Annotated in this window: 17 protein-coding genes; 14 read left to right on the top strand and 3 right to left on the bottom strand. The window is 34.7% G+C overall.

Annotated elements, in window-relative coordinates; translation table 11 throughout:
• Positions 1–81 precede the first annotated feature (81 nt).
• Positions 82–789 carry a class I SAM-dependent methyltransferase gene (locus ACWA1B_RS12570; protein WP_456907368.1) on the bottom strand — a complete coding sequence of 236 codons (708 nt, stop codon included), beginning with the start codon at positions 787–789 and terminating at the stop codon, positions 82–84.
• 203 nt (positions 790–992) lie between these two features.
• Here ACWA1B_RS12570 and ACWA1B_RS12565 point away from each other — a divergent pair, with 203 nt between their 5' ends.
• On the top strand, positions 993–1,874 hold the full coding sequence (locus ACWA1B_RS12565) for a LysR family transcriptional regulator (RefSeq protein WP_456907366.1): 882 nt from the start codon (positions 993–995) through the stop codon (positions 1,872–1,874).
• A 323-nt stretch (positions 1,875–2,197) separates the two neighbouring features.
• Entirely contained in the window at positions 2,198–3,481 is a 1,284-nt protein-coding gene (locus ACWA1B_RS12560; protein WP_456907364.1) for a DUF2130 domain-containing protein, read from the top strand.
• A gap of 68 nt (positions 3,482–3,549) precedes the next feature.
• Here the strand turns inward: ACWA1B_RS12560 and ACWA1B_RS12555 are convergent, their stop codons facing one another.
• The gene (locus ACWA1B_RS12555) at positions 3,550–4,323 is read right to left on the bottom strand and encodes an META domain-containing protein (protein ID WP_456907362.1); all 774 of its coding nucleotides are present in this window, start codon (positions 4,321–4,323) and stop codon (positions 3,550–3,552) included.
• Between the two features lie 270 nt (positions 4,324–4,593).
• On the opposite strand from ACWA1B_RS12555, the gene nirB reads away from it, so the two are divergent.
• The 10 genes from nirB to ACWA1B_RS12505 all read left to right on the top strand — a co-directional run bounded on the left by nirB (position 4,594) and on the right by ACWA1B_RS12505 (position 16,454).
• Complete coding sequence (nirB, locus tag ACWA1B_RS12550; protein ID WP_456907360.1) at positions 4,594–7,107, top strand: nitrite reductase large subunit NirB; 2,514 nt, start codon at positions 4,594–4,596, stop codon at positions 7,105–7,107.
• Positions 7,108–7,339: 232 nt separating this feature from the next.
• Positions 7,340–7,717, top strand: a complete 378-nt coding sequence (gene nirD, locus ACWA1B_RS12545) for a nitrite reductase small subunit NirD (protein WP_456907358.1) — start codon at positions 7,340–7,342, stop codon at positions 7,715–7,717.
• 139 nt (positions 7,718–7,856) lie between these two features.
• Positions 7,857–8,441 (top strand): DUF4202 domain-containing protein, encoded by a 585-nt coding sequence (locus ACWA1B_RS12540; RefSeq protein ID WP_456907356.1) that lies wholly within the window; start codon positions 7,857–7,859, stop codon positions 8,439–8,441.
• Between the two features lie 7 nt (positions 8,442–8,448).
• On the top strand, positions 8,449–10,260 hold the full coding sequence (locus tag ACWA1B_RS12535) for an ATP-binding protein (protein ID WP_456907354.1): 1,812 nt from the start codon (positions 8,449–8,451) through the stop codon (positions 10,258–10,260).
• Positions 10,261–10,419: 159 nt separating this feature from the next.
• Entirely contained in the window at positions 10,420–11,079 is a 660-nt protein-coding gene (locus tag ACWA1B_RS12530; protein ID WP_456907353.1) for a response regulator, read from the top strand.
• A gap of 98 nt (positions 11,080–11,177) precedes the next feature.
• Complete coding sequence (locus ACWA1B_RS12525; protein ID WP_456907351.1) at positions 11,178–12,656, top strand: MFS transporter; 1,479 nt, start codon at positions 11,178–11,180, stop codon at positions 12,654–12,656.
• A 78-nt stretch (positions 12,657–12,734) separates the two neighbouring features.
• Positions 12,735–14,003, top strand: coding sequence for an alginate export family protein (locus ACWA1B_RS12520; protein WP_456907349.1), 1,269 nt, complete (start codon positions 12,735–12,737; stop codon positions 14,001–14,003).
• 138 nt (positions 14,004–14,141) lie between these two features.
• A complete protein-coding gene (locus ACWA1B_RS12515; protein WP_035647028.1) occupies positions 14,142–14,507 on the top strand; it encodes a hypothetical protein in 366 nt (121 codons plus the stop codon).
• A 607-nt stretch (positions 14,508–15,114) separates the two neighbouring features.
• Positions 15,115–15,828 carry an endonuclease/exonuclease/phosphatase family protein gene (locus tag ACWA1B_RS12510; protein ID WP_456907347.1) on the top strand — a complete coding sequence of 238 codons (714 nt, stop codon included), beginning with the start codon at positions 15,115–15,117 and terminating at the stop codon, positions 15,826–15,828.
• Positions 15,829–15,833: 5 nt separating this feature from the next.
• Complete coding sequence (locus tag ACWA1B_RS12505; RefSeq protein ID WP_456907345.1) at positions 15,834–16,454, top strand: class I SAM-dependent methyltransferase; 621 nt, start codon at positions 15,834–15,836, stop codon at positions 16,452–16,454.
• 100 nt (positions 16,455–16,554) lie between these two features.
• On the opposite strand, the gene ACWA1B_RS12500 is transcribed toward ACWA1B_RS12505, so the two are convergent.
• A complete protein-coding gene (locus tag ACWA1B_RS12500) occupies positions 16,555–17,259 on the bottom strand; it encodes a Crp/Fnr family transcriptional regulator (protein ID WP_456907343.1) in 705 nt (234 codons plus the stop codon).
• A 154-nt stretch (positions 17,260–17,413) separates the two neighbouring features.
• Between ACWA1B_RS12500 and ACWA1B_RS12495 the strand changes: the two genes are divergently transcribed.
• A complete protein-coding gene (locus ACWA1B_RS12495; RefSeq protein ID WP_456907341.1) occupies positions 17,414–20,929 on the top strand; it encodes a molybdopterin-dependent oxidoreductase in 3,516 nt (1,171 codons plus the stop codon).
• A gap of 153 nt (positions 20,930–21,082) precedes the next feature.
• Positions 21,083–22,513: a rubredoxin gene (locus ACWA1B_RS12490; RefSeq protein WP_456907339.1), complete on the top strand. Its 1,431-nt coding sequence runs from the start codon at positions 21,083–21,085 to the stop codon at positions 22,511–22,513.
• Positions 22,514–22,521: the final 8 nt, after the last annotated feature.

The raw sequence follows: 22,521 nt of genomic DNA, 5'->3' as shown, positions 1-22,521 counted from the left end.
TGGCTAAAGCCTTTTTTATTGACAATCAATACCGTTGGTTAAAACCAACGGCTATTCAAATCATTATTAAATAGAAAACCTCTATTTAATTCCGCCAAAAGCTCCGAAACACATATTCTTGTGTAAAATTTCAACGCTTTTAAAACCTACTTTTTTCATCAAATCCAATTGATAATTCATAGATCTTGGCGAATCTTCTTTTTCAATATAATCTAAAACTTTCTGGCGATACGCTGTCCCTCCTATTCCTTCCAAATATTCGCCATATCGCTGCCAGGTGTATTCATTCAATATTTCTGTGTCTTGAGTAATCAAATCAGAAATCATCAAACAACCTCCGGGTTTTAATAATTTAAACAATTTAGTAAAAGTTGTTTCCCAATCATTATCATCTCTCAAATGATGCAAAACTGCACCTGCCAAAATAATATCAAAACTATTTTCTTTTAATTCCACTTCTCGAATATCGCCTTGTTTAATTTCAACTTTTCCGTTTGTTTCTGCTGAAACTCTTTCAAAAGCACGATTTAACATTGGCAAGCTCAAATCGACCAAAGTGCAATTTAAATCTGGAACTTTAGACAACATCATTAATGTATAATTTCCTGCACCACAGCCCACATCCAAAATGTTTTTGGCATTCGGAACAATTCTTTTAGAAGCTTCAGTTATTAATTCCAAAGAAATTGTAGCGTCGATTGTGGCGATTTGTCCCGTTTCTAAATTTGAAAATCGTTCGACATCATTGTCAAATCGTTCTTTGATTTCTTCAATAGTAGATTTTTTCATAGTCTTTGTTTTTTTTAATCTCTCGCAGATTTCGCGAATCTTTTTGCTATTATTGATTGGAAATATTATGGTTAGATGATTTTTATCTAAATTAATAATCTGCTTTATCTGCGAGAGACTTATTTTTTGTTTTTCAAAACTATCTTTTTCATAAATACTTTAAAAATACTATTTTTATCAATTAACAATACTTTAAAAGTATCATGGAATTACGTCACTTAAAATATTTTCTGGCTGTAGCCGAAGAACTGAACTTTACCAAAGCTTCAGAAAAACTCTTTATTTCCCAGCCTCCGTTGAGCCGACAAATAGCTGAATTAGAAGAAGAACTTCAGGCAAAGCTTTTTATCAGAAACAATAAAAAAGTAGAATTGACCGAAGCTGGAAAATATTTTGAAAAAGAAGTTAAAAATGTCTTTCAGAATTTGGAACGCATTTCAGTAAAGACAAAAAAGATTGCAGAAAACGTTTCGGGAGAATTCAGAATCGCTTATATCAGTTCGATTTATTCTTCTGTCATTTCAGAATTAATAAAACATCTGAAAGCACAATTTCCATACGTAAATTTTAAACTTTTCGAGATTTCAACTACGAAACAAATCGATGCTTTAGAACAAGGAAAAATCGAAATGGGAATAATCAGATCGCCGATTCATTCTCCTAAAATAAAATCGCATTTATGGTTTAAAGATGGATTTTCATTGGTTTATAATAGAAAATCTGTCCAAATAAAATCAGAAAATGAGATTTTAAAATTGAAAGACGAAACATTTGTTTTCTTCAATAAAGATTACGCACCGCATTATCATGAAGTTTTATTAGAACTTTGTGCTTTTTATGGCTTTACGCCGAAGATTATTCACGAAGCAAATAACATTAATTCAATAGTACAATTAGTCAAAAACGGATTAGGTATTTCGATCGTTCCTTCGAATATTTCAAAGAATAATCAGGATTATGAGCTTGGTTTTATCGAATTGAAAAAAGTGAATCTTTTTACAAATGTTTCGATTGTTATTTCAAAAGAAGATGATTCTGAGATTACTAGATCTGCCGTGGAGTTTTTGTTGCAACAAAGTCGCTAAGTTTTTCTCTACTACACATTTACCCATGTAGTTTGTCATTTCGACGAAGGAGAAATCTCGACGATAAGCTCCACAAAGATTGACTTATAGGAACGGAGCTACTTACGAAGATTTCTCCTTCGTCGAAATGACAAAAATGAGAGAAAATCCTTTTTTTGTGGCAAAAAAACTTTACGCCTCTGTGACTTTGCGAGAGACATAATCAGAATACATTGTGGCTATAACAAAAATTCGTTACAATTTAGTACAGAAATCCACATAAGAAAAACAGAAGTTTTAAATACCTTAGCAAATTATAATCCCACTCAATAAAATCAATAAAAATGGCTGAACAATCTTCAATTCAGTGTCCAAACTGTGGAACTCCTATCGATGTAAATGATGTTTTAAAACATCAGTTGGAAGATAGTATCCGTAAAGAATTTCAACAAAAAGCGAATATTCAAAACCGTGAATTAGAGCTTAAAAACGAACAATTGGAAAAAGCTAAAATGGAATTTGAAGCGAAGAAAAAGCAGGAAAATGAGCTTTTCGCTGAACGTTTAGAACGCGAGAAAAAAACAGCCGAAAAAGAAATATCCGAGAAACTAAAAGCCAAATTAGAAGAAGAAAACAAAGATCGTTTATTATTGATGGAAAAAGAACTCTCTGAAAAATCTGAAAAAATCAGGGAATTAAATAAAATGGAAGGTGAAATCGCAAAATTGCAACGCGAAAAACTGGAAATGAAAGATGCGATTCAGGCCGAAGCAGAAAAGCAATTGAATGTACAATTGGCTTTGGAACGTGAAAAAATCAGAAAACAGGAAGACGATAAAAACGAGTTGAAATTCAAAGAACTTCAGAAACAGCTGGAAGAACAAAAAAAACTGACTGAAGAAATGAAACGCAAGCAGGAACAAGGCTCAATGCAATTGCAAGGTGAAGTAATGGAATTAGCGATTGAAGAATGGCTGGCCAACAACTTTCCACTTGATAGTATTGATGAAATAAAAAAAGGTGCAAACGGCGCCGACTGTCTTCAAGTTGTCAACACAAGAGAACATCAAAACTGTGGTTCTATTTATTACGAAAGTAAGAGAACAAAAGCATTTCAGCCTTCATGGATTGAAAAATTCAAAAACGATATCAGAACTAAAAGAGCAAATATTGGAGTTCTGGTAACCGAAGTAATGCCAAACGGAATGGAGCGAATGGGAATGCGAGATGGAATATGGATTTGTACATATGAAGAATTTAAAGGCTTAAGTGCTGTTCTACGCCAATCATTGATTCAGGTTAGTCAGGCAGTTCAGGCACAGGAAAACAAAGGCGATAAAATGTCGATGTTATATGATTTCCTTACAAGTAATGAATTCCGTTTGCAAGTAGAAGGAATCGTAGAAGGTTTTACACAAATGCAAAGCGATCTGGATTCTGAAAAAAGAGCAATGCAAAGAATCTGGAAACAACGTGAAAAACAAATTGAAAAAGTGGTTCACAATACTTTAGGAATGTATGGTTCAATTCGTGGTATTGCCGGAAATGCCGTTCAAAGTGTGAAAGCTCTCGAATTGGATTTTATTGAAGGTAATGACGAAGAGGAAGAAACTAAGGAACTTGAATAAATCCTTCGACTTCGCTCAGGAAGACAAACGAAATGTCAGGCTGAGCGAAGTCGAAGCTCTTATAAAAACTAATCCACTTTCTTAAAAACCAAAAGTTTCCCAGAAAGATTAGACAAAGTCAATTGATTATTTCCAATAGAATAAGTTGTTGTGCTTTGCAGTGCTTTCGTAAATTCACCTTCTTTATTTCCTTGTGGGCAAGCCATAAGAGTCGAAATTACCTTTGTAAATCGCAATAAATCCTTTTCATAAAAAATAGAACCACTAATGGCATTACAGCCGCCATAGCCAGAAAATCTATTTTCGGTTGAATTAATTTCAATTCGAGGCATTTCTTTTTGAAAATCAGTTGCAAAAACTTTATAGCCATTTAATTCTTCCAAAACCCAAATATCATGAAGTCGATAATCAGTTAAGTATTTTCCGCATCCGCCCAACTTTTTCGTTTCTAATTCCGAATTATTTTTGATTTCAACCTTTACACTATAAGGCGAAATCGCACCAGACATTGAATCCTGACAATCCAATTGTTGAATCGTAATTGTCGCCGAAGCAGTTTCATTACTTACTTTATACATCTTTATATTAGCATCCATAGCTTTTGTAACTTCAACAGCAGGAAAAACTAATTTTTCTTTCCCAGGTATTAATGACGTAAAAACGATTTCCTCATTCCCTATTTTGATTCCCCAAAACGGTTCGTTTCCTGTCCCTTTAAAGTAATATTTTAAATCCTCTTCTGTAGAACTGCCTGAAGTTGTTCCTACAGATTCTTTGTTTATTGCGGTTTTACAGCCTATCATTAAAACTGATAATAGCAATATTGAAAGTATTTTTTTCATGAGATCTTAGTTTAAAAATGTTCTTTTTTTCAAAACACCTATAAAATTCTTATGAATTTACGATATTTTTTTGAAACGCTTATTTAGAATCCTTTCAAATTTTAAAAAACTAAATCACTCAAAAAATCATTCAAAACCCGCACTACGTAAAAGATTACGACAAGATACGTAGCTAAAAAAACCCTATCTACTTAAAAAAAATAAATTTATTACGTATTTTTATAAGTACAAATACTTATATTTGCATAGTAATACTTAATTAAAGAAATCATGATTAGAGTAATAGTAGTTGGAAACGGCATGGTTGGTTATAAATTTTGTGAAAAGTTTGTTGCAAAATCTGGACAAGAAAAGTATCAAATCACAGTATTTGGAGAAGAACCGAGACGTGCTTATGATCGCGTTCACTTGAGTGAATACTTTGGAGGAAAAACGGCAGACGATCTATCACTTTCAACAACCCAATGGTACGCTGAAAACAATATTATTCTAAATACATCTGAACTAATTACAGATATTAATCGTGATGTAAAAACAATACATACGCATTTAGGCAAAACACATACGTACGACTACTTAGTTTTAGCAACAGGTTCTTCGGCTTTTGTTCCACCAATTGAAGGTGTCGAAAAAGAAGGTGTTTTTGTGTACAGAACCATCGAAGATCTAGACGCCATTATGGCTTACGCCAAAAAAATAAAACAAAAAGGCGCAAGCGAAGCGGCGGTTTTAGGTGGCGGTTTATTAGGACTTGAAGCTGCAAAAGCCGTTAGAGATTTAGGATTGAATCCGCATGTGGTGGAATTTGCTCCTCGTTTGATGCCGAGACAATTGGATCAAGGCGCTAGCGATATGCTTCAGTCAAAAATTGAAGAATTAAATATTGGTATCCACCTTAGCAAAGCAACGCAATATATTGACGGAAAGGAAAGTATAACAGGAATGATGTTTGCAAACGACGAATTGTTAAAAGTAGACATGTTGGTTATATCTGCCGGAATTAAACCTCGCGACGAACTGGCAAGAGTTTCAGGACTTGAAGTTGGTGTACGAGGCGGAATTGTGGTAAACAATCAAATGCGAACATCAGACCCTTCTATTTTTGCGATTGGCGAAGCGGCTCTTTACAACCATAACATTTACGGACTTGTTGCGCCAGGTTACGAAATGGCCGATGTAGCCGCTGAGCAAATCTTAAATGGTGATAAAACCATGAGAGAAACCATCGATATGTCAACACAATTGAAATTAATTGGTGTTGAAGTTGCGAGTTTTGGTGATCCTTTTATCGAGAACAATGACGTTACTGCTATTATTTATGAGAATAAATTAAGCGGTGTTTATAAAAGAATCAACGTTACCAAAGATTCTAAAAAATTATTAGGCGGAATTTTAGTTGGCGATTCCAGCGATTATAATTCGCTTTTCCAGATTTACATCAACGAAATGGCATTGCCTAAAAATCCGGAAGATTTAATTTTAGGTTCTCGCGATGGTTCTGAAGGTTCTTCTTTAGGAAGCGTAATGGATTTGCCAGATACAGCTGTAATCTGTTCTTGCGAAAATGTAACTAAAGGCGCTATTTGTTGTAAAATTTTAGACGAAAGCTGTTCTTCACTTTCAGATGTTGTGAAAGCAACAAAAGCAACTTCTGGATGTGGAGGCTGTAAACCAATGGTTTCAGATTTGGTAAAAGCCACTCAAAAATCTTTAGGAAAAGAAGTAAAAGAAGTAATCTGTGAGCATTTCAGCTACACGCGTCAGGAATTATTTGATTTGGTAAAAATCAATAAATACGAGAATTTTTATGATGTTCTGGATCATCACGGAAAAGGTGATGGATGCGAAGTTTGCAAGCCAGTTGTTGCTTCTATTTTCTCTAGTATTTATAATGACACCGCAAACAAACACGTAACTACACAAGATACAAACGATAGATTTTTAGCTAATATTCAACGAAACGGAACTTATTCTGTAGTGCCAAGAGTTGCAGGAGGAGAAATTACAGCCGAAAAATTAATCGTAATTGGAGAAGTTGCCAAACAATTTGATTTATATACAAAAATTACGGGAGCTCAAAGAGTCGATTTATTCGGAGCTCATCTAAGTGATTTGCCGAAAATCTGGAAAATATTAATCGATAATGGTTTTGAAAGCGGCCACGCTTACGGAAAATCGCTTCGTGCTGTAAAAAGCTGTGTAGGAAATGCTTGGTGCCGTTACGGAATGGACGACAGCGCTGGATTTGCAATAGAATTGGAAAACAGATACAAAGGAATCCGTTCTCCGCATAAACTAAAAGGTGGTGTTTCGGCTTGCATTCGCGAATGCGCCGAAGCCCGCGGAAAAGATTTCGGATTAATTGCCGTTGAAGGTGGATGGAATTTATACATCGCAGGAAATGGCGGTGCCAATCCAAAACACGCTGTTTTACTAGCCGAAAAAATAGATAAAGAAACCGTGATAAAATACATGGATCGTTTCTTAATGTATTATATCCGCACCGCTGGTCCGCTGATTCGAACTTCAACTTGGTTAGAAAAATTAGACGGAGGTTTAGAATATTTAAAAGAAGTAATTATCGAAGACAGCCTAGGAATCTGCGAAACATTAGAAGCCGAAATGCAGACTTTAGTAAACACTTTCGAATGCGAATGGAAACAAGTTCTCGAAAAACCAAGATTATTGAAACGTTTCAATCATTTTGTGAACTCAGACGAGAAAGATGACAACATTGCTTTTGTGCCATTAAGAGATCAAAAAATGCCTAAAGCTTGGTCGTAAAAATGTTTTAATCTCGCAAAGTCGCAAAGTCGTAAAATCAAATTCTAAAACTTAAAAAAAACTTTGCGTCTTCGCGACTTTGCGAGCAATTTCAATCATAAAGCTCCAAAAAAAAAAGAAAAAAAATCATTAAACGTTTGCTGTCCTTCTTACCCTCTTTTTTACTGCGCCATCAAAACTCTCTTGATTGTAAAAAGAGGGATAAGAAACAGGAAATCAAAACTTAATCAAAATGGAAGAAATCTTAAATCAATACGAAACGGTTCACGCAAGCGATGCTACAATTTGGTTCAAAGCGGGTAAAGTTGAAGATTTCCCAACCAACCGAGGCGGATGCATCAAATACAAAAACAAACAAATTGCGATTTTCAATTTCACACGCCGCAACGAATGGTACGCTTGCCAAAATGCCTGTCCGCACAAAATGGAAATGGTACTTTCAAGAGGAATGACGGGATCTGCTGATGATATCCCGAAAATCGCTTGTCCTATGCATAAGAAGACTTTTTCTTTAGTTGACGGTTCTAACTTAAACGGAGACGATTATAACATTGCAACGTATCCTGTTAAGATTGTTGAAAATGAAGTATTTGTTGGTTTTATAGATTAGACTTTTAAAGAGTCAAGAAACAAGAAGCAAGATTTAAAAAACTTTAATCATCTTGCTTCTTGCTTCTTTTATCTTATTTACGACTTTCGACTTTTCTACTTAATTCCGTATCTTTGAAATTCTATTATCAAACCAAAAAATGACTACACCTTTTCAAAAAGCAAGCGAATGGATTGATGCTGAAAACGCTCAGGATCCAAACATCGAATTAGACCAAAACACCGAATATCCAAAAGAATTATTGTATTCAAACAGGATGTACGAAAAACTGATGCAATTTGAACCGAATGCATCAGAAGAAATTCAGATCGCTTCAAAAGCACAACATATTTGCCGATGGAAAGTCGCTCGTGAATCATACCCAATGGATCGCGTTGGTTATTTGAAATGGAGAGAAGAACTGAAAAAATTCCACGCTAAAACCACAGCCGAAATTCTTGAAAAAGCAGGTTATGATCAAACTTTTATCGATCGCGTTTCTTTTTTAATTGAAAAGAAATTACTTAAAAAAGATGCTGAAACCCAATTACTAGAAGATGTTATTTGCCTAGTGTTTTTAGAATACTATTTAGAACCATTCGTTCACAAGCACGACGAAGAAAAACTAAAAAACATCATCAAAAAAACCTGGGATAAAATGTCTGACAAAGGACATCAGGAAGCTTTAAAAATCAATTATTCTGAAGAAAATTTAAACCTAATAAAAGCTTCTTTGGGATTGTAAATAAGATATGAAGAAAAGCAATCAGGAAGCTGCAGAAAAAATCACTTTCAAAAATTTACGCCGTCTGTATTTTTTTGCGCTTCTTACTATTGCCCTAACTATAATTGTCAGTCAGTTTTTAGTACAATACAATCTGAATCAGCAGTTAAGCGATTCCAAAATCATTAATTTCTCTGGTAAACAAAGAATGTTGAGCCAGAAAATTGTCAAAGAAGTTCTGATTTTACATTACGTTTCTGATTCGGCTACAGCCAAAAAAACTTCGCATTTAAAAGAAGTTTTAGAGCTTTGGAAAGAGAATCAAAATGCACTGGAAAATGGCAGTGACAGCTTAGCTTTTCCAAAAGAAAAAAGCGAAACACTAAATAAATTATATCTGGAAATCAATCCGATTTTCAATAAAATTGCACAAACTACAGATTCTTTTTTGTTGAATCTTCAACAGAAAAAATCGACTTCTGAAAATCAAAAACTAGTTCAGATTATTTTGGAAAACGAAGGGTTTTTCCTTTCGAAAATGAATCAGATTGTAACGCAATACGATCTTGAAGCACACGAAAAAGTAACCGAACAACGCAAAATTGAATATTGGATTTTTGGTTTTACACTTTTGGTTCTTCTTCTGGAATTCTTCTTCATTTTCAAACCAACAAACAAGAAAATCGAAAAGTTAATTGCCAAACTTTTAGCGTCTGAAAAGAAAGCTTTAAAGTTGGCATACGACACCGAAATCATTTCTGAAATAAAAGAAAACTCCGTAAAAGAATTAAAATCGCTCAATTATGCGATGGAAAATACGTTGCTTTATTGCCGAATTTCACCCGATGGTTCGATTATTCATATTGGAGAAAAATTTGCCAAACTTCTCAATTATACTAAGTTTTCATCTAACAAAAAATTCTCTGAAGTACTTACTGAAGACGAAAAAGAACAAGTCAATTTTGATCGTCTGATTTTCGAAAAACAACGCAGTGGCTGGCAGGGCGAAATCAAAATTGTAAATAAAGACGAAAAAGAAATCTGGCTCGATTTGTCGATGGTTCCTGTAATGATCAAAAAAGACGAACTGGAACTTTTAATTGTTTGTTTCAACATCACCGAACGCAAAAAAGCACAACGCGAGGTCGAACGTTTAAATCTTGAAAACACAACCGAAAAAATCAATCAGCAAAAGATTATTTCAAGTAAAATTGTTGAAAATCAGGAAAACGAACAAAACCGAATCGCCAAAGAAATTCACGACGGAATTGGCCAAATGCTTACGGGCTTAAAATTCAGTTTAGAAAGCATCAATCTTGATGACAGAGAAAAATCGGAACAAAAAATTGAGTATTTAAAGAAACTTTCCCTTGATATTATAAAAGGTGTCCGCACAGCAACTTTCAACTTGATGCCACCAGAATTAAGCGATCACGGCATCGTTTCTTCATTGGCAAAACTCACGCAGGAACTTTCAAAGCTTACTGGAAAGGAAATCCTTTTCTACAACAAAACCGATTTTGATCAGCGTCTTGATTCCTTAATCGAAATCAATATTTATCGATTAACTCAAGAAGCCATCAACAACGCCATAAAATACGCCGAATCAACCCATATTATTGTTCAGCTTTCTCATAGCGAAACTTTACTAAGTATTATTGTCGACGATAATGGAAAAGGTTTTGACGTCAATTCAGTCGACAAAAAACGCAACAGCGAATCCGGAATGGGACTTTTATTTATGAAAGAAAGAATCCAATACATTAACGGTCGCGTTTTCATGAACTCCATTCCAGGCGAAGGAACCAGAATTACTTTTAATATTCCGATTCTCAAATGAGATAATGTGCCAATTTGATAATTAGATAATTACTTAAAGCACCTCAAAAAATTATCTAATTGCCACATTTTCTAATTATCTAATTTAAAAATTACGTATATTAGCGTCTTCTTTATAGATGAATATACGTAAAAATCGAGAATCAAAATTAAGTAAACTATGAGTAATATCATTCGTGTAGTGCTGGCAGATGACCATGTTTTTGTTAGAGACGGAATCAAATCTTTACTGGAAAACGAAGCAAACATTGAGGTTGTGGGCGAAGCAATTGATGGTGCAGATGCTCTGGAAGTAGTTACAGAAACAAAACCAGATTTACTTATAGTAGATATTCGTATGCCCAACTTAACCGGTATTGAGGTAGTAGAAAAACTTAGAAGCGAGAATAACAACGTAAAAATCATCATGCTTTCGATGCACGAATCAGAAGAATATGTTTTAAAATCCATAAAAGCCGGTGCCGACGGTTATCTGCTAAAAGGCTCCAGCAAAGAAGAATTTTTAAAAGCACTTCATACGGTTTCAGGAGGTGGAAAATATTTCAGTGGTGATATTTCTTCTATCTTAATAAGTCAATTGACCAATTCTTCTGCATCATTAGAACCTAAACAAACCTTAGGTGAAGAAATGATGATTACCAAAAGAGAAAAAGAAATCCTTACCCTTTTATTATCAGGAAAAGGAAATAAAGAAATCGCCGAAGCTTTAGATATCAGCAAACGTACGGCTGAAGTTCACCGTTTTAACCTAATGAAAAAATTGAAAGTAAAAAACTTAATGGAACTTTCTAATAAAGCGGCTGAATATTCTTTAATCTAAAAAAATACGTATAAATACGTAATTATTTTTCAAAAACTGCGTTTTAGCAGGTTTAAACTAAGTTATAGTACTTATTTTTACACAAAAATATAAGTACTATGAAAAATACAAACTCACTATCGCAATCACACAAAATTTTATTTTTAAACACATTGGCTTTTACAGTGTGTTTCGCCTGCTGGACATTAAATGGAGTTCTGGTAACTTTTTTGGTCGATAACGGAATTTTCCACTGGGACGTTATTCAAGTTGGATGGCTTCTTGGTATTCCAATTTTAACCGGATCAATTATGCGTCTTCCAATCGGGATCTTAACTGATAAATTTGGTGGGAAATATGTTTTTTCACTTTTATTATTGTTAAGTTCAATTCCATTGTTTCTCCTTCCTTATGCCGACAGTTTTTTCATGTTTGCTGTACTTAGTTTCTTCTTCGGAATGGTCGGAACCAGTTTTGCAGTAGGAATCGGCTACACTTCAATCTGGTACCCAAAAGAATGGCAAGGACGTGCACTCGGAATCTTCGGAATGGGAAATGCAGGAGCCGCTATTACTACTTTTTTAGCGCCTTCTTTATTAAATCATTTTTCAATTGATGATCCGCAAAATGGCTGGAAAATACTTCCTGTTATTTACGCTGTTTCGTTAGTCGTAATTGGTGTTGCCTTTTTAATTTTCGCCCAAAACAAAAAAATAGAAAGCAACGGTAAAACTATTTCACAAATGTTGACACCTTTAAAATCAGAAAGAGTTTGGCGTTTTGGAGCGTATTACTTTTTAGTTTTCGGATGTTTTGTAGCTTATTCACAATGGCTTTTGCCAAATTTCATGAACGTGTATCAAACAAGTTTAGTTATGGGAGGTTTGTTTGCTACCATGTTTAGTCTTCCTTCTGGCGTTATTAGAGCTTTTGGAGGTTATTTGTCTGATAAATTTGGTGCCCGAAAAGTGATGTACTGGGTTTTGAGTTCTTCAGTAATTTTAAGTGGATTATTATCTATTCCAAAAATGGAAATCATGACTTCGGGTCCAGGAATATTAGCCGCTAAAAAAGGTGTTGTAAAAGAAATCAGCAATAAAACGGTAAAAGTTGGAGACAAAGAATATCCTATTGCACAAAAAACAGCCAATACAACTGAAAATGCTATTTTCCCAACTACTTCAAGCTGGCAGGATGTAGTTGTAGCTCACAATCAAAGTGTTGCCAAAAAAGAACTAATCGCAAAAGGTGTAACTGTTATTAAGTTTGATGCTAATATGTGGGTGTTCTTAGTTTTAGTAATTCTGATTGGGATTTCTTGGGGAATTGGAAAAGCGGCTGTTTACAAACATATTCCGGAATATTTCCCAACAGAAGTTGGCGTTGTGGGCGGAATGGTCGGAATGATTGGTGGTTTAGGCGGATTCTTTGGCCCGATTATCTTCGGATATTTATTAACTGCAACCGGAATCTGGTCTAGCTCATGGATTTTTATTCTGATATTCTCAACTGTTTGTCTTGTTTGGATGCATTACACCATTCTTAAAATGGCACCTAAAAAACAACCTGAATTAGTTTTAGCATTAGACGCACAATAAATCACAACAATATGATTTTAACCACAATTTTAAAGGAAATAATCTTATAAATTTGCCTCACAATTAAAACCATGAATCATGAATAAACTAAAATTGGCCATTTTATTGCTTGTGGGAATCAGCTTTGAAATGCAGTCACAGGAATTGGATGTGAATCTGCAAATCAGGCCTCGCTTTGAATACAGAAACGGTTACAAAACCTTATTACCTTACGGACAGGAAGGTACATCTCAAATTTCACAGCGTTCCCGATTAAATTTCAATTATAAACAAGAAGATTTAATTGTAAAATTGACGCTACAAAATACAAGAACCTGGGGTGATGTCACTCCATCAGCTGTAGCAGATAAAAATGGCGTTGCTGTTTTTGAAGCCTGGGTGCAATATAATTTCACTGATAAATGGAGTGCTAGAATGGGACGTCAAGTACTTTCGTATGATAATCAACGTATTTTAGGTGAACAAGATTGGGGACAACAAGCACAAAGTCACGATGCGTTGACCGTTTCCTTTCATAACGAAACTCAAAAGTTAGATTTTGGAGGTGCTTACAATTCAACTGCCGAAAATACATTTCAAACACCTTATACCGTTGCTAGTTACAAAACGTTACAATATGCGTGGTATCACAACCAATTTAACGAAGCTTTTGGTTTAAGCTTTTTATTGCTGAACACAGGTTATGAATATACGCCTAACCCTAATCCTGCGAATAAATTATTAGTAGATTATAAACAAACTTTTGGACCTTACCTGACTTATAAAAAAGGTAAAATAGATACTAACTTTTGGTTTTACGGACAAACTGGAAAAAGTACCGATTTGCAAGTAAGCGCCTGGAATGCTGCAGCTAATTTTGGGTACAATATTACAGATGCTTTCAAAGCTGGTTTAGGTTACGAATTTTTATCCGGAAAAGATTCAAACGACGGAAGCACTGTAATTAAATCGTTCAATCCTATTTTTGGAACCAACCACGGTTTTAATGGTTATATGGATTATTTTTATGTTGGAAATCACTTAAATAATGTTGGTTTACAAGATGCTTTTATCAAATTAAATTATAATGTCAATAAATGGCAATTTGCTTTGATTCCACATGTATTTTTATCTGCCGCTGATGTGGTTACGCCAGTAAATGAAAAATTAGATTCGTATTTAGGAACTGAGGTTGATGCGACTTTTGGCTATAATTTCAAAAAAAATATTACCGTTACAGGAGGTTATTCTCAAATGTTTGGATCTAGTACATTAGAATTCATCAAAAACGGAGATGCAAATCATACCAACAATTGGGCTTGGTTGATGATTTCTGTAGATCCGAGAATTTTTAGCTGGAAAAAATAGATTTTCTTCAAAATTAACTCCTAAAAAATCCCCTTTTCCTATTTCGGAAAAAGGGATTTTTTTTTGTCTTCCAGAAATTTTGTTATATGATTTAATTATTTATATTTGAAGTGATTACGAACCCCAAATTCTATCAAAATGAAACCTTTCCTAAAACTGTCAATGCTGACATTTATTGTCACGCAAACAGGCATCGCTCAAAAGTACAATGATGCCTTAATTTCTAATAATTCCGAAATAAATTTTGCCAAAACGCAAAAAAGAGGAATCAAAAAAAACAGTATTGTTTATTATGTCGAAAATGACTTACAAACAATATCGGCCTACAAAAGAAGTAAATTGAAATGGCAAACCAATGTAATTTCAGTGTGCGGAAAACCCAAAAAGGGACAGCCTGAAATTAGATATGTAGGTTATAATTCAGATAAACTACTTATCGTTATGGGAAAACATAATTTTGCTGAAATTGATGTAAATAGTGGTGTAACGACACTTGTTGGTTAAGATTTTAAAAATATAAATATTATAAACTGCCCTTTTTCTTATTTGGAAAAGGGCAGTTTCATTTCTAATTATTTTGTAAATAGATTTAGGTATATTTGGTTAAAAATCCTCTGGACGCAACTTGTTATATGAAAAATAGAGACATCATAATTTTGATTATTTTCATAATTTTATTTTTTCTGATTGGATTATTTTATGATATAGAATATCGAACTCTGGCTCGGACACTTATATTTAAAATGGCCAATTATGATTTAAAATTTTACGGAGGAAAAGAAATTAGATTTTTCATTCCTGATTTAGGCTTCATATTAACTCTGATTCCTATTGGATTTTACTCAATTTCCAAGATTCAAAAATCAAAAAATATCATCTTTGTTTCAATTCTTATTTATATAGCTCTATTACTTTTATTTTATCTTACATTTTCATTTTTAGAATCACAAATTATAAAATATACATCTATAATTGACACCAAAAACATATACCATTATCATTACAGCAATGTCAATTATAGATTAATAGCCATCTTTAGCATTGTTTTTTCATTAAGCTTGAACTTTGCTGTTTTAAATATTTTGAAACGACAAAAACCAATTTTAGAAAAATGAAACTAATCGCCTGGAATTGCAACATGGCATTCAGAAAAAAAGCAGCATTCATTCTCGCTTACCATCCTGATATTGCTGTAATTTCAGAATGTGAAAATCCTGAAAAGCTAAAATTCCCAGATGAAATAAAAACCCCAAAAGACATTCTTTGGTACGGCACAAATCCGCATAAAGGGCTTGGCGTTTTTTCTTATAGCGATTATCGTTTTCAACTTCTTGATTGTCATAATCCGGATTTCAAAAATATTTTGCCAATTGCCGTTACTGGTGGAAAAATTGATTTTATTTTGTTTGCCATCTGGGCAAATAATCCTAGTGATAAAGATGGCGCTTACGTAACGCAGATTTGGAAAGCGATTAATTACTACGAAGATTTAATCAAAGAAACCCAAACCATTTTAATTGGTGATTTCAACAGCAATACAATTTGGGACAAACCGCGTCGCGAAGGAAATCATACCACGGTTGTAAATAAATTAGCCGAAAAGAACATTTTCAGCACTTATCACAATTACTTCAATCAAATTCAAGGCAAAGAAGAGCATCCAACTTTATATCTTTATAGACACGAAAACAAACCCTATCATATGGATTATTGTTTTGCTTCAAATGATTTTATAGAAGTTTTGGAAAGTGTCGAAGTCGGAAATTATAAAGATTGGACAATGTATAGCGATCACAAACCTTTAATAATTAAATTCAATATATAAACCAAATGAACAACTGGACTCAAAGATGGGACGACCGTTACAAAACCGAAGATTTCGCATACGGCACATCACCAAACAATTATTTACAAGAACAAATCGAAAAATTAAATCGCGGCACTATTCTTTTTCCTGCCGAAGGTGAAGGACGAAATGCTGTTTTCGCTGCCCAATTAGGCTGGGAAGTTTCAGCTTTTGACATTAGTGAAGAAGGAAGAAACAAAGCGCTTCGCTTAGCAAAAAACAATGATGTTTCGATTGATTATCAAGTTGGAGAATTAGAAACTTTAGATTTTCATACCGAACAATTTGATGCGATTGCTTTAATTTATGCCCATTTTCCGGCAACTATAAAATCTGAAATTCATAGACAACTCGACCAACTTTTGAAAAAAGGAGGCATTATTATTTTTGAAGCTTTCAGCAAAAAGCACTTAGAATACGTAACAAAAAATGAAAAAGTTGGCGGCCCAAAAGACATAGAATCTTTATTTTCAATCGAAGAAATCAAAGCTGATTTCCCAAATTATGAAATCATCGAATTAGAAGAAAAAGAAATCGAACTCAACGAAGGTTTATTCCATAACGGAACGGGTTCAGTAATCCGATTTATGGGAAGAAAAAAATAAAAACACGACGTAGAGACGCATGAGGTAAAGACGCACTGCAGTGCGTCTCTACAATAAGAAACCTTAGTATCTTAGAATCTTAGCAACTTAGAACCTTAGATTAAAAATACTTATGTTCCATAATTTCAGATCGCAATTCTGAAATCTCTAAAATCCCAACACGTTTTCCTTCCGTTTTAATCAGAGCTTCTTTTTTAAGGCTAGACAAAATACGAATCGCCTGTTCTTCCGTCGTTCCGGCAAAATCTGCAATTTCCTTTCGCGAAAGCTCAATATCAATAAAACCATTTACCTGTCCGAATTTACGATAGATATAAAGCAGTAAATCAATTACACGTTCGCGGACATTCATGTGCGCAATTTTTCGGATATTGTTTTCGCTTTTGTTTAATTCTTCTGCATAAAACAACATTAAAGCATAAGTAAATTCAGGAACATGCTGTAAAATTTCCATCATGGTTTCGTTGCTGAAATTACACAAAACCGTATCTTCTAAGGCATAAGCACCAATCAAATAACGTTTGCTCGTTCCGAATCCGCGGAAACCAATAGTATCGCCATTTGTAGTCAAACGCACAATTTGTTCACGTCCGTTAATTCCGGTTTTAACCGTTTTTACTTTTCCCGAACAAACAAAATAAAGTCCTTGCAACGGTGCGCCTTCTGTAATAAACTGCTGCGATTTTTTGCAGACAAAACTATGTTTCTTCGATACATATTGCTTCATTTTCTCTAAATGCAAATGTTTTTTAATGAAACAATTTTCATTGGCACAATTATAACAAATAGATTGTTCTTCTTTCATGAGTTCCATTTTTTGGGCATTAAACGTATTTGTTGCTCCTAGTTTCTTTTCCTCAAAAATAATAAAAATAAAATTAAAAAATACGTATTTATACTTAAAAAATACTTATTTTTGTTTCAAGTTAAGTAAGTGATTTATTTAAAACCGAACTGTAATGCAAAGTACTAAGATCAAAACTACCTGTTCCTACTGTGGCGTTGGCTGCGGAATAATCGTGACCAACGATGCTAAAAATGGTGTAATGGTCGAAGGTGACAAAGATCATCCTGTAAATAAGGGAATGTTATGTTCTAAGGGAATGAACTTGCACTACGTAGTTAATGATACTTCAGATCGAATTCTATATCCGGAAATGCGCGGAAGCAAAAATTATCCGTTAGAACGCGTCAGCTGGGATACCGCTCTTGATCGCGCCGCAGCTGTTTTTTCTTCTATTATAAAAAAACATGGACCAGACAGCGTTGGTTTTTATATTTCGGGACAATGTTTAACTGAGGAATATTACTTAGTCAATAAATTGGTAAAAGGCTTTTTGAAAACCAATAACATCGATACCAATTCCAGACTTTGTATGAGTTCGGCGGTCGTGGGTTATAAAAAGACATTTGGCGAAGATTCTGTACCAATTGCTTATGATGATATTGAATTGGCTGATACTTTTTTAATTACCGGCGCAAATCCGGCTTGGTGCCATCCTATTCTATTCAGACGATTAGAAAAACACAAAGAGAAAAATCCGAAAATAAAAGTAATTTGTATTGATCCAAGGCGAACAGACACTGCCGCTTTTGCCGATTTACATTTGCAGATTATTCCGGGTTCAGATATTATTTTATATCACGCGATTGCAAGACGAATTATTGAGAAAGGTTATGTAGATCATGATTTTGTAAAAAATCACGCTGAGAATTTCAAACAATATAAAGACTTAGTTTTAGGCACTTCTCTTGAAAAAGCTTCTAAACTTTGCGGAATTTCTGTAAACGATATTAAACTTGCTGCCGATATTATCGGAAAAGCAAAAGGATTTATTTCGCTTTGGGCAATGGGATTGAACCAAAGTGCTGTTGGCGTTGATAAAAATACGGCTTTGCTGAATTTATCTTTATTAACCGGACAAGTTGGAAAACCGGGTTCTGGACCGTTTTCATTAACGGGTCAACCTAACGCAATGGGCGGACGCGAAGTCGGCGGAATGGCGACACTTTTAGCCGCACATAAAGACATCGCAAACCCAACGCATAGAAAAGAAGTTGCTGACTTTTGGGGTGTTGAAGAGATTTCAGATAAACCGGGGTTAACGGCGACAGAAATGTTTGAAGCTTTAGAATCCGGAAAAATGAAAGCCATTTGGATAATCTGTACCAATCCGTTAGTAAGTTTACCCGATTCTAGAAGAGCTGAAAAAGCGCTTCAAAATGCCAAATTCGTTGTCGTTCAGGATATTTCGCATAATGCCGATACAGCCAAATTTGCCGATTTATTATTACCTGCAGCGGGCTGGTTGGAAAAAGAAGGAACGATGACCAATTCGGAGCGTCGTATTTCTTATTTACCAAAAGGAATCAACCCGCCGGGCGAAGCGCTTCCAGACATTGAAATCTTAATTCGTTTTGCTAAAAAAATGAATTTCAACGGATTCAACTTCAACAGTGCCGAGGAAATTTACAAAGAACATTGCGCGCTTACCAAAAATACCAATATTGATATTTCATTCTTAAATTATAATCGTTTAAAAAACGAAGGCACTTTTCAATGGCCGGTTCCTGATTATAATCATCCAGGAACTCCAAGATTATTTACGGACAAAAAATTCTATACGCCTTCAGAAAAAGCGATTTTTAATTTGCCTGTTTCCATTGAAAACACATCGGTTCAGCCAAATGCCGAATTTCCTTTTATTTTAACAACAGGAAGAATACGCGACCAATGGCATACAATGACCAAAACCGGAAAAGTGTCAAGATTATTGACGCATATTCCGAGTCCTGTTCTCGAAATCAATCCGATTGATGCTTTTAAAAATGATATTAAAAATGGCGATTTAGTCGTAGTTTCTAGTAAAAACGGCGAAGTTCGTGTAAAAGCAAAAGTTACCGATTCGATTAAAGAAAAAGTGGTTTTCCTACCGATGCATTGGGGAAAACAACTTGAAAATGATTTAAACAGAACCAACAATTTAACAAACAACGTTGTCGATCCAATTTCGAAAGAACCTGATTTTAAATACACCACCGTTTCGATTACGAAATATGTAAAACCATTTCAGAAAATTGCCATTGTTGGTGCTGGAGCAGCTTCTTTCCGATTCATTCAAAACTATCGTGAATTCAATACTACTGATGAAATTATTGTTTTTTCGAATGAAGTAAATCCGTTTTACAATCGCGTTTTGCTTCCCGAATATATGACGGGAGAATTTAGCTGGGAACAACTTTTAAAAGTCAAAGATGGCGAGGCTTTCAGTAAATTAAAAATTACGATGAAAGCCGGAGTTGCAATTGAAAAACTAGATCCAAACAAAAAAACAATTCTGGACAGTCAGGGCGAAATTCACACTTTTGATTCCTTGATTATAGCAACAGGAAGTCGTCCTTTTGTTCCGGAAAATGCGCAACTTCATCTTCCGGGCCGATTTACAGTCAGAAAAAAAGAAGATGCTGATCGTTTGAAAAAACATCTGGACAGCACCAATCTTCCGCCGGAAGAACAACATGTTGTCATTATCGGCGGTGGATTATTAGGATTAGAATTGGCGGCAGCCTTAAAACATAAAAAAGTAAAAACAACGATCGTTCAAAGAGCTTCGCGTTTGATGGAGCGTCAGTTAGATCGAATTTCAAGTAAATTATTAGCCGAAGAAGTACAGCTTCGTGATATTCAGATTTATTTTGATAATGAAGTCAGCACGGTTTTCGAAACCGATAATCCAAACGAAATTGAAATCGCTTTAAAGAGCGGAAAAATCATAACGGCAAATGCGATTGTCTATACAATTGGAACAATCCCAAATATTGAAATTGCTCGTGAAAGCGGACTTTCATGCGGTCGTGGTGTACGAGTAAATCAGTATTTACAAACTTCAAATCCGGATATTTTTGCGATTGGAGAAATAGCCGAATTCAACAACAAATTATTCGGAATCACTTCTGCAGCAGAAGAACAAGCCGATATTCTGGCAAACTTTTTAGCCGGCGACATCAGCAGTTACTACAAAGGCTCAATCTTGATGAATATCTTAAAATTAGAAGACATTAACCTTTGCAGTATTGGCGATATTGAAATTCCGGAAAACGATGATTCGTACGAAGAAATTGTTTTCTCCGATTTGAAAAAACGCTATTATAAAAAATGCATCGTAAAAGACGATCTTTTGGTTGGCGCGATTTTGATGGGCGATAAAAACGAATTCGCCGAATTCAAAACCATGATCGAAACCAAAATCGAATTATCAGATAAACGAAATTTATTACTCCGAGGCAGCTCAACCGCAAAACCTGTTTTAGGTAAATTGGTTTGTTCGTGCAGTCAAATCGGAGCCGGAAATATCGAGGAAACAATTAAAAGTGGTATCAACGATTTTACCGATCTATGCAAAAACACAGGCGCAGGTTTAGGCTGCGGAAGCTGTAAAACAGAGATTAAAGAGATTCTAGCGAAATGTAAATAGTTTTCAGTCACAGTCACAGTTTTCAGTGAATAACAAACTGAAAACTGCGACTGTGACTGAGACTGCGACTGAGACTGAGACTGAGACTGAAAACTGCGACTGAGACTGAGACTGAGACTGAGACTGAAAACCGAGACTGAAAACTGAAAAAAAATGGAACTAACAAGATTAATAGTAAAAGGAGGCGTTATTTCGCCAGGAGAATTGCGAGAAGTAGTTAATATTGCTTTGGAAGAAGGTCTGGATTCCATTTCGTTTGGTTCCAGACAAGATATTATTTTTCCACAGGGTTTTAAATTTTTGGACAAAACCACTTTAGGAAAACATCATTTTGTTTATCCTGATCAAAAAAGTGGCAACAATATCGTTTCTTCCTACGTTTCAACTGATATTTTCAGAAATACAAACTGGCTTACCGGAAACCGTTTTTTATATGTTTTGGAAGAATTTAAAGAACAGCCAAAACTCAAAGTCAACTTAACCGATCCAAAACAGCAATTGGTTCCTTTGTTTACCGGGCATTTAAACTTTATCGCTTCAGAACATGAAGATTATTGGTACTTATACATTCGTCTTCCAAAATGGGAAAAAATGGAAGTGTATCCCGTTCTGATTTACAGCTGGGATTTAGCGAAAATTTATTACGAAATCGAAAAAATCTCCGAAGAAGATTCTATTGATATTGAAATGCTTTTCACATTAGTAAGTGAAGCTTTGGACACCAATAACAGAACAATCGATAAACCATTAAATATTCCGTTTTACCCATTTCCGTATTACGAAGGAATGAACCGAATGGGAATCGATCAATATTGGTTGGGATTGTATTGGCGAAATAATTTATACGATTTAGATTTTCTGAAAGAAATGTGCGATTTGTGTTTTGAATGCAAAATCGGAAAAATTTGCATCACGCCTTGGAAATCATTTATTGTCAAAGGAATTCCAAAAGACAGAAAACTGGAATGGGAAAAATTCTTAGGAAAACGCGGTATAAATGTTCGTCACTCTTTATTAGAACTGAATTGGCATTTACCTGTGGCTATGGAATGGGCTTTAAACCTGAAAACATTCTTAGTTCGAACTTTAGATCAATTTGACATAAGTACATACGGATTAAATTTCGGAATTTCTGAATACAACCGCGACGGGCATTATTTCACTTCGATTGTGATCGAAAAAAATGAACTTCCGCAAGCTTTAGAATCCATTAAAATCAGAGATACTTACAATGTTTTGTTCGCCCGCAATTTCGATCCAAATACACGCGAATACATTGTGCATTCACAAGATATTGACAAACTCGAATTGCCAACAATTTTAATTGAACTAAGCCGAAAATATTTCGACGAACTTGGAAATTCAACATCAGAAACGCCTGAGAATCATCAGAAAAAAGAAAAACCACAATTAGACATTTACCAATGTCAGGAATGTTTAACCCTCTATAATCCAGAATACGGAGATGAAACGCAAGGAATTCCAAAAGGCATTTTATTTGAAAATCTATCCGAAACCTATTGCTGTTCACTTTGCGAAGCGCCAAAAAGCAATTTCAAAATTTTGGAACTAGTTAAAAACTAATTAAAATT

The sequence above is a fragment of the Flavobacterium xizangense genome, from assembly GCF_054075145.1.
The sequence above is the reverse complement of the archived record's forward strand: the minus strand, read 5'-3'. Positions and strand labels throughout refer to the sequence as shown.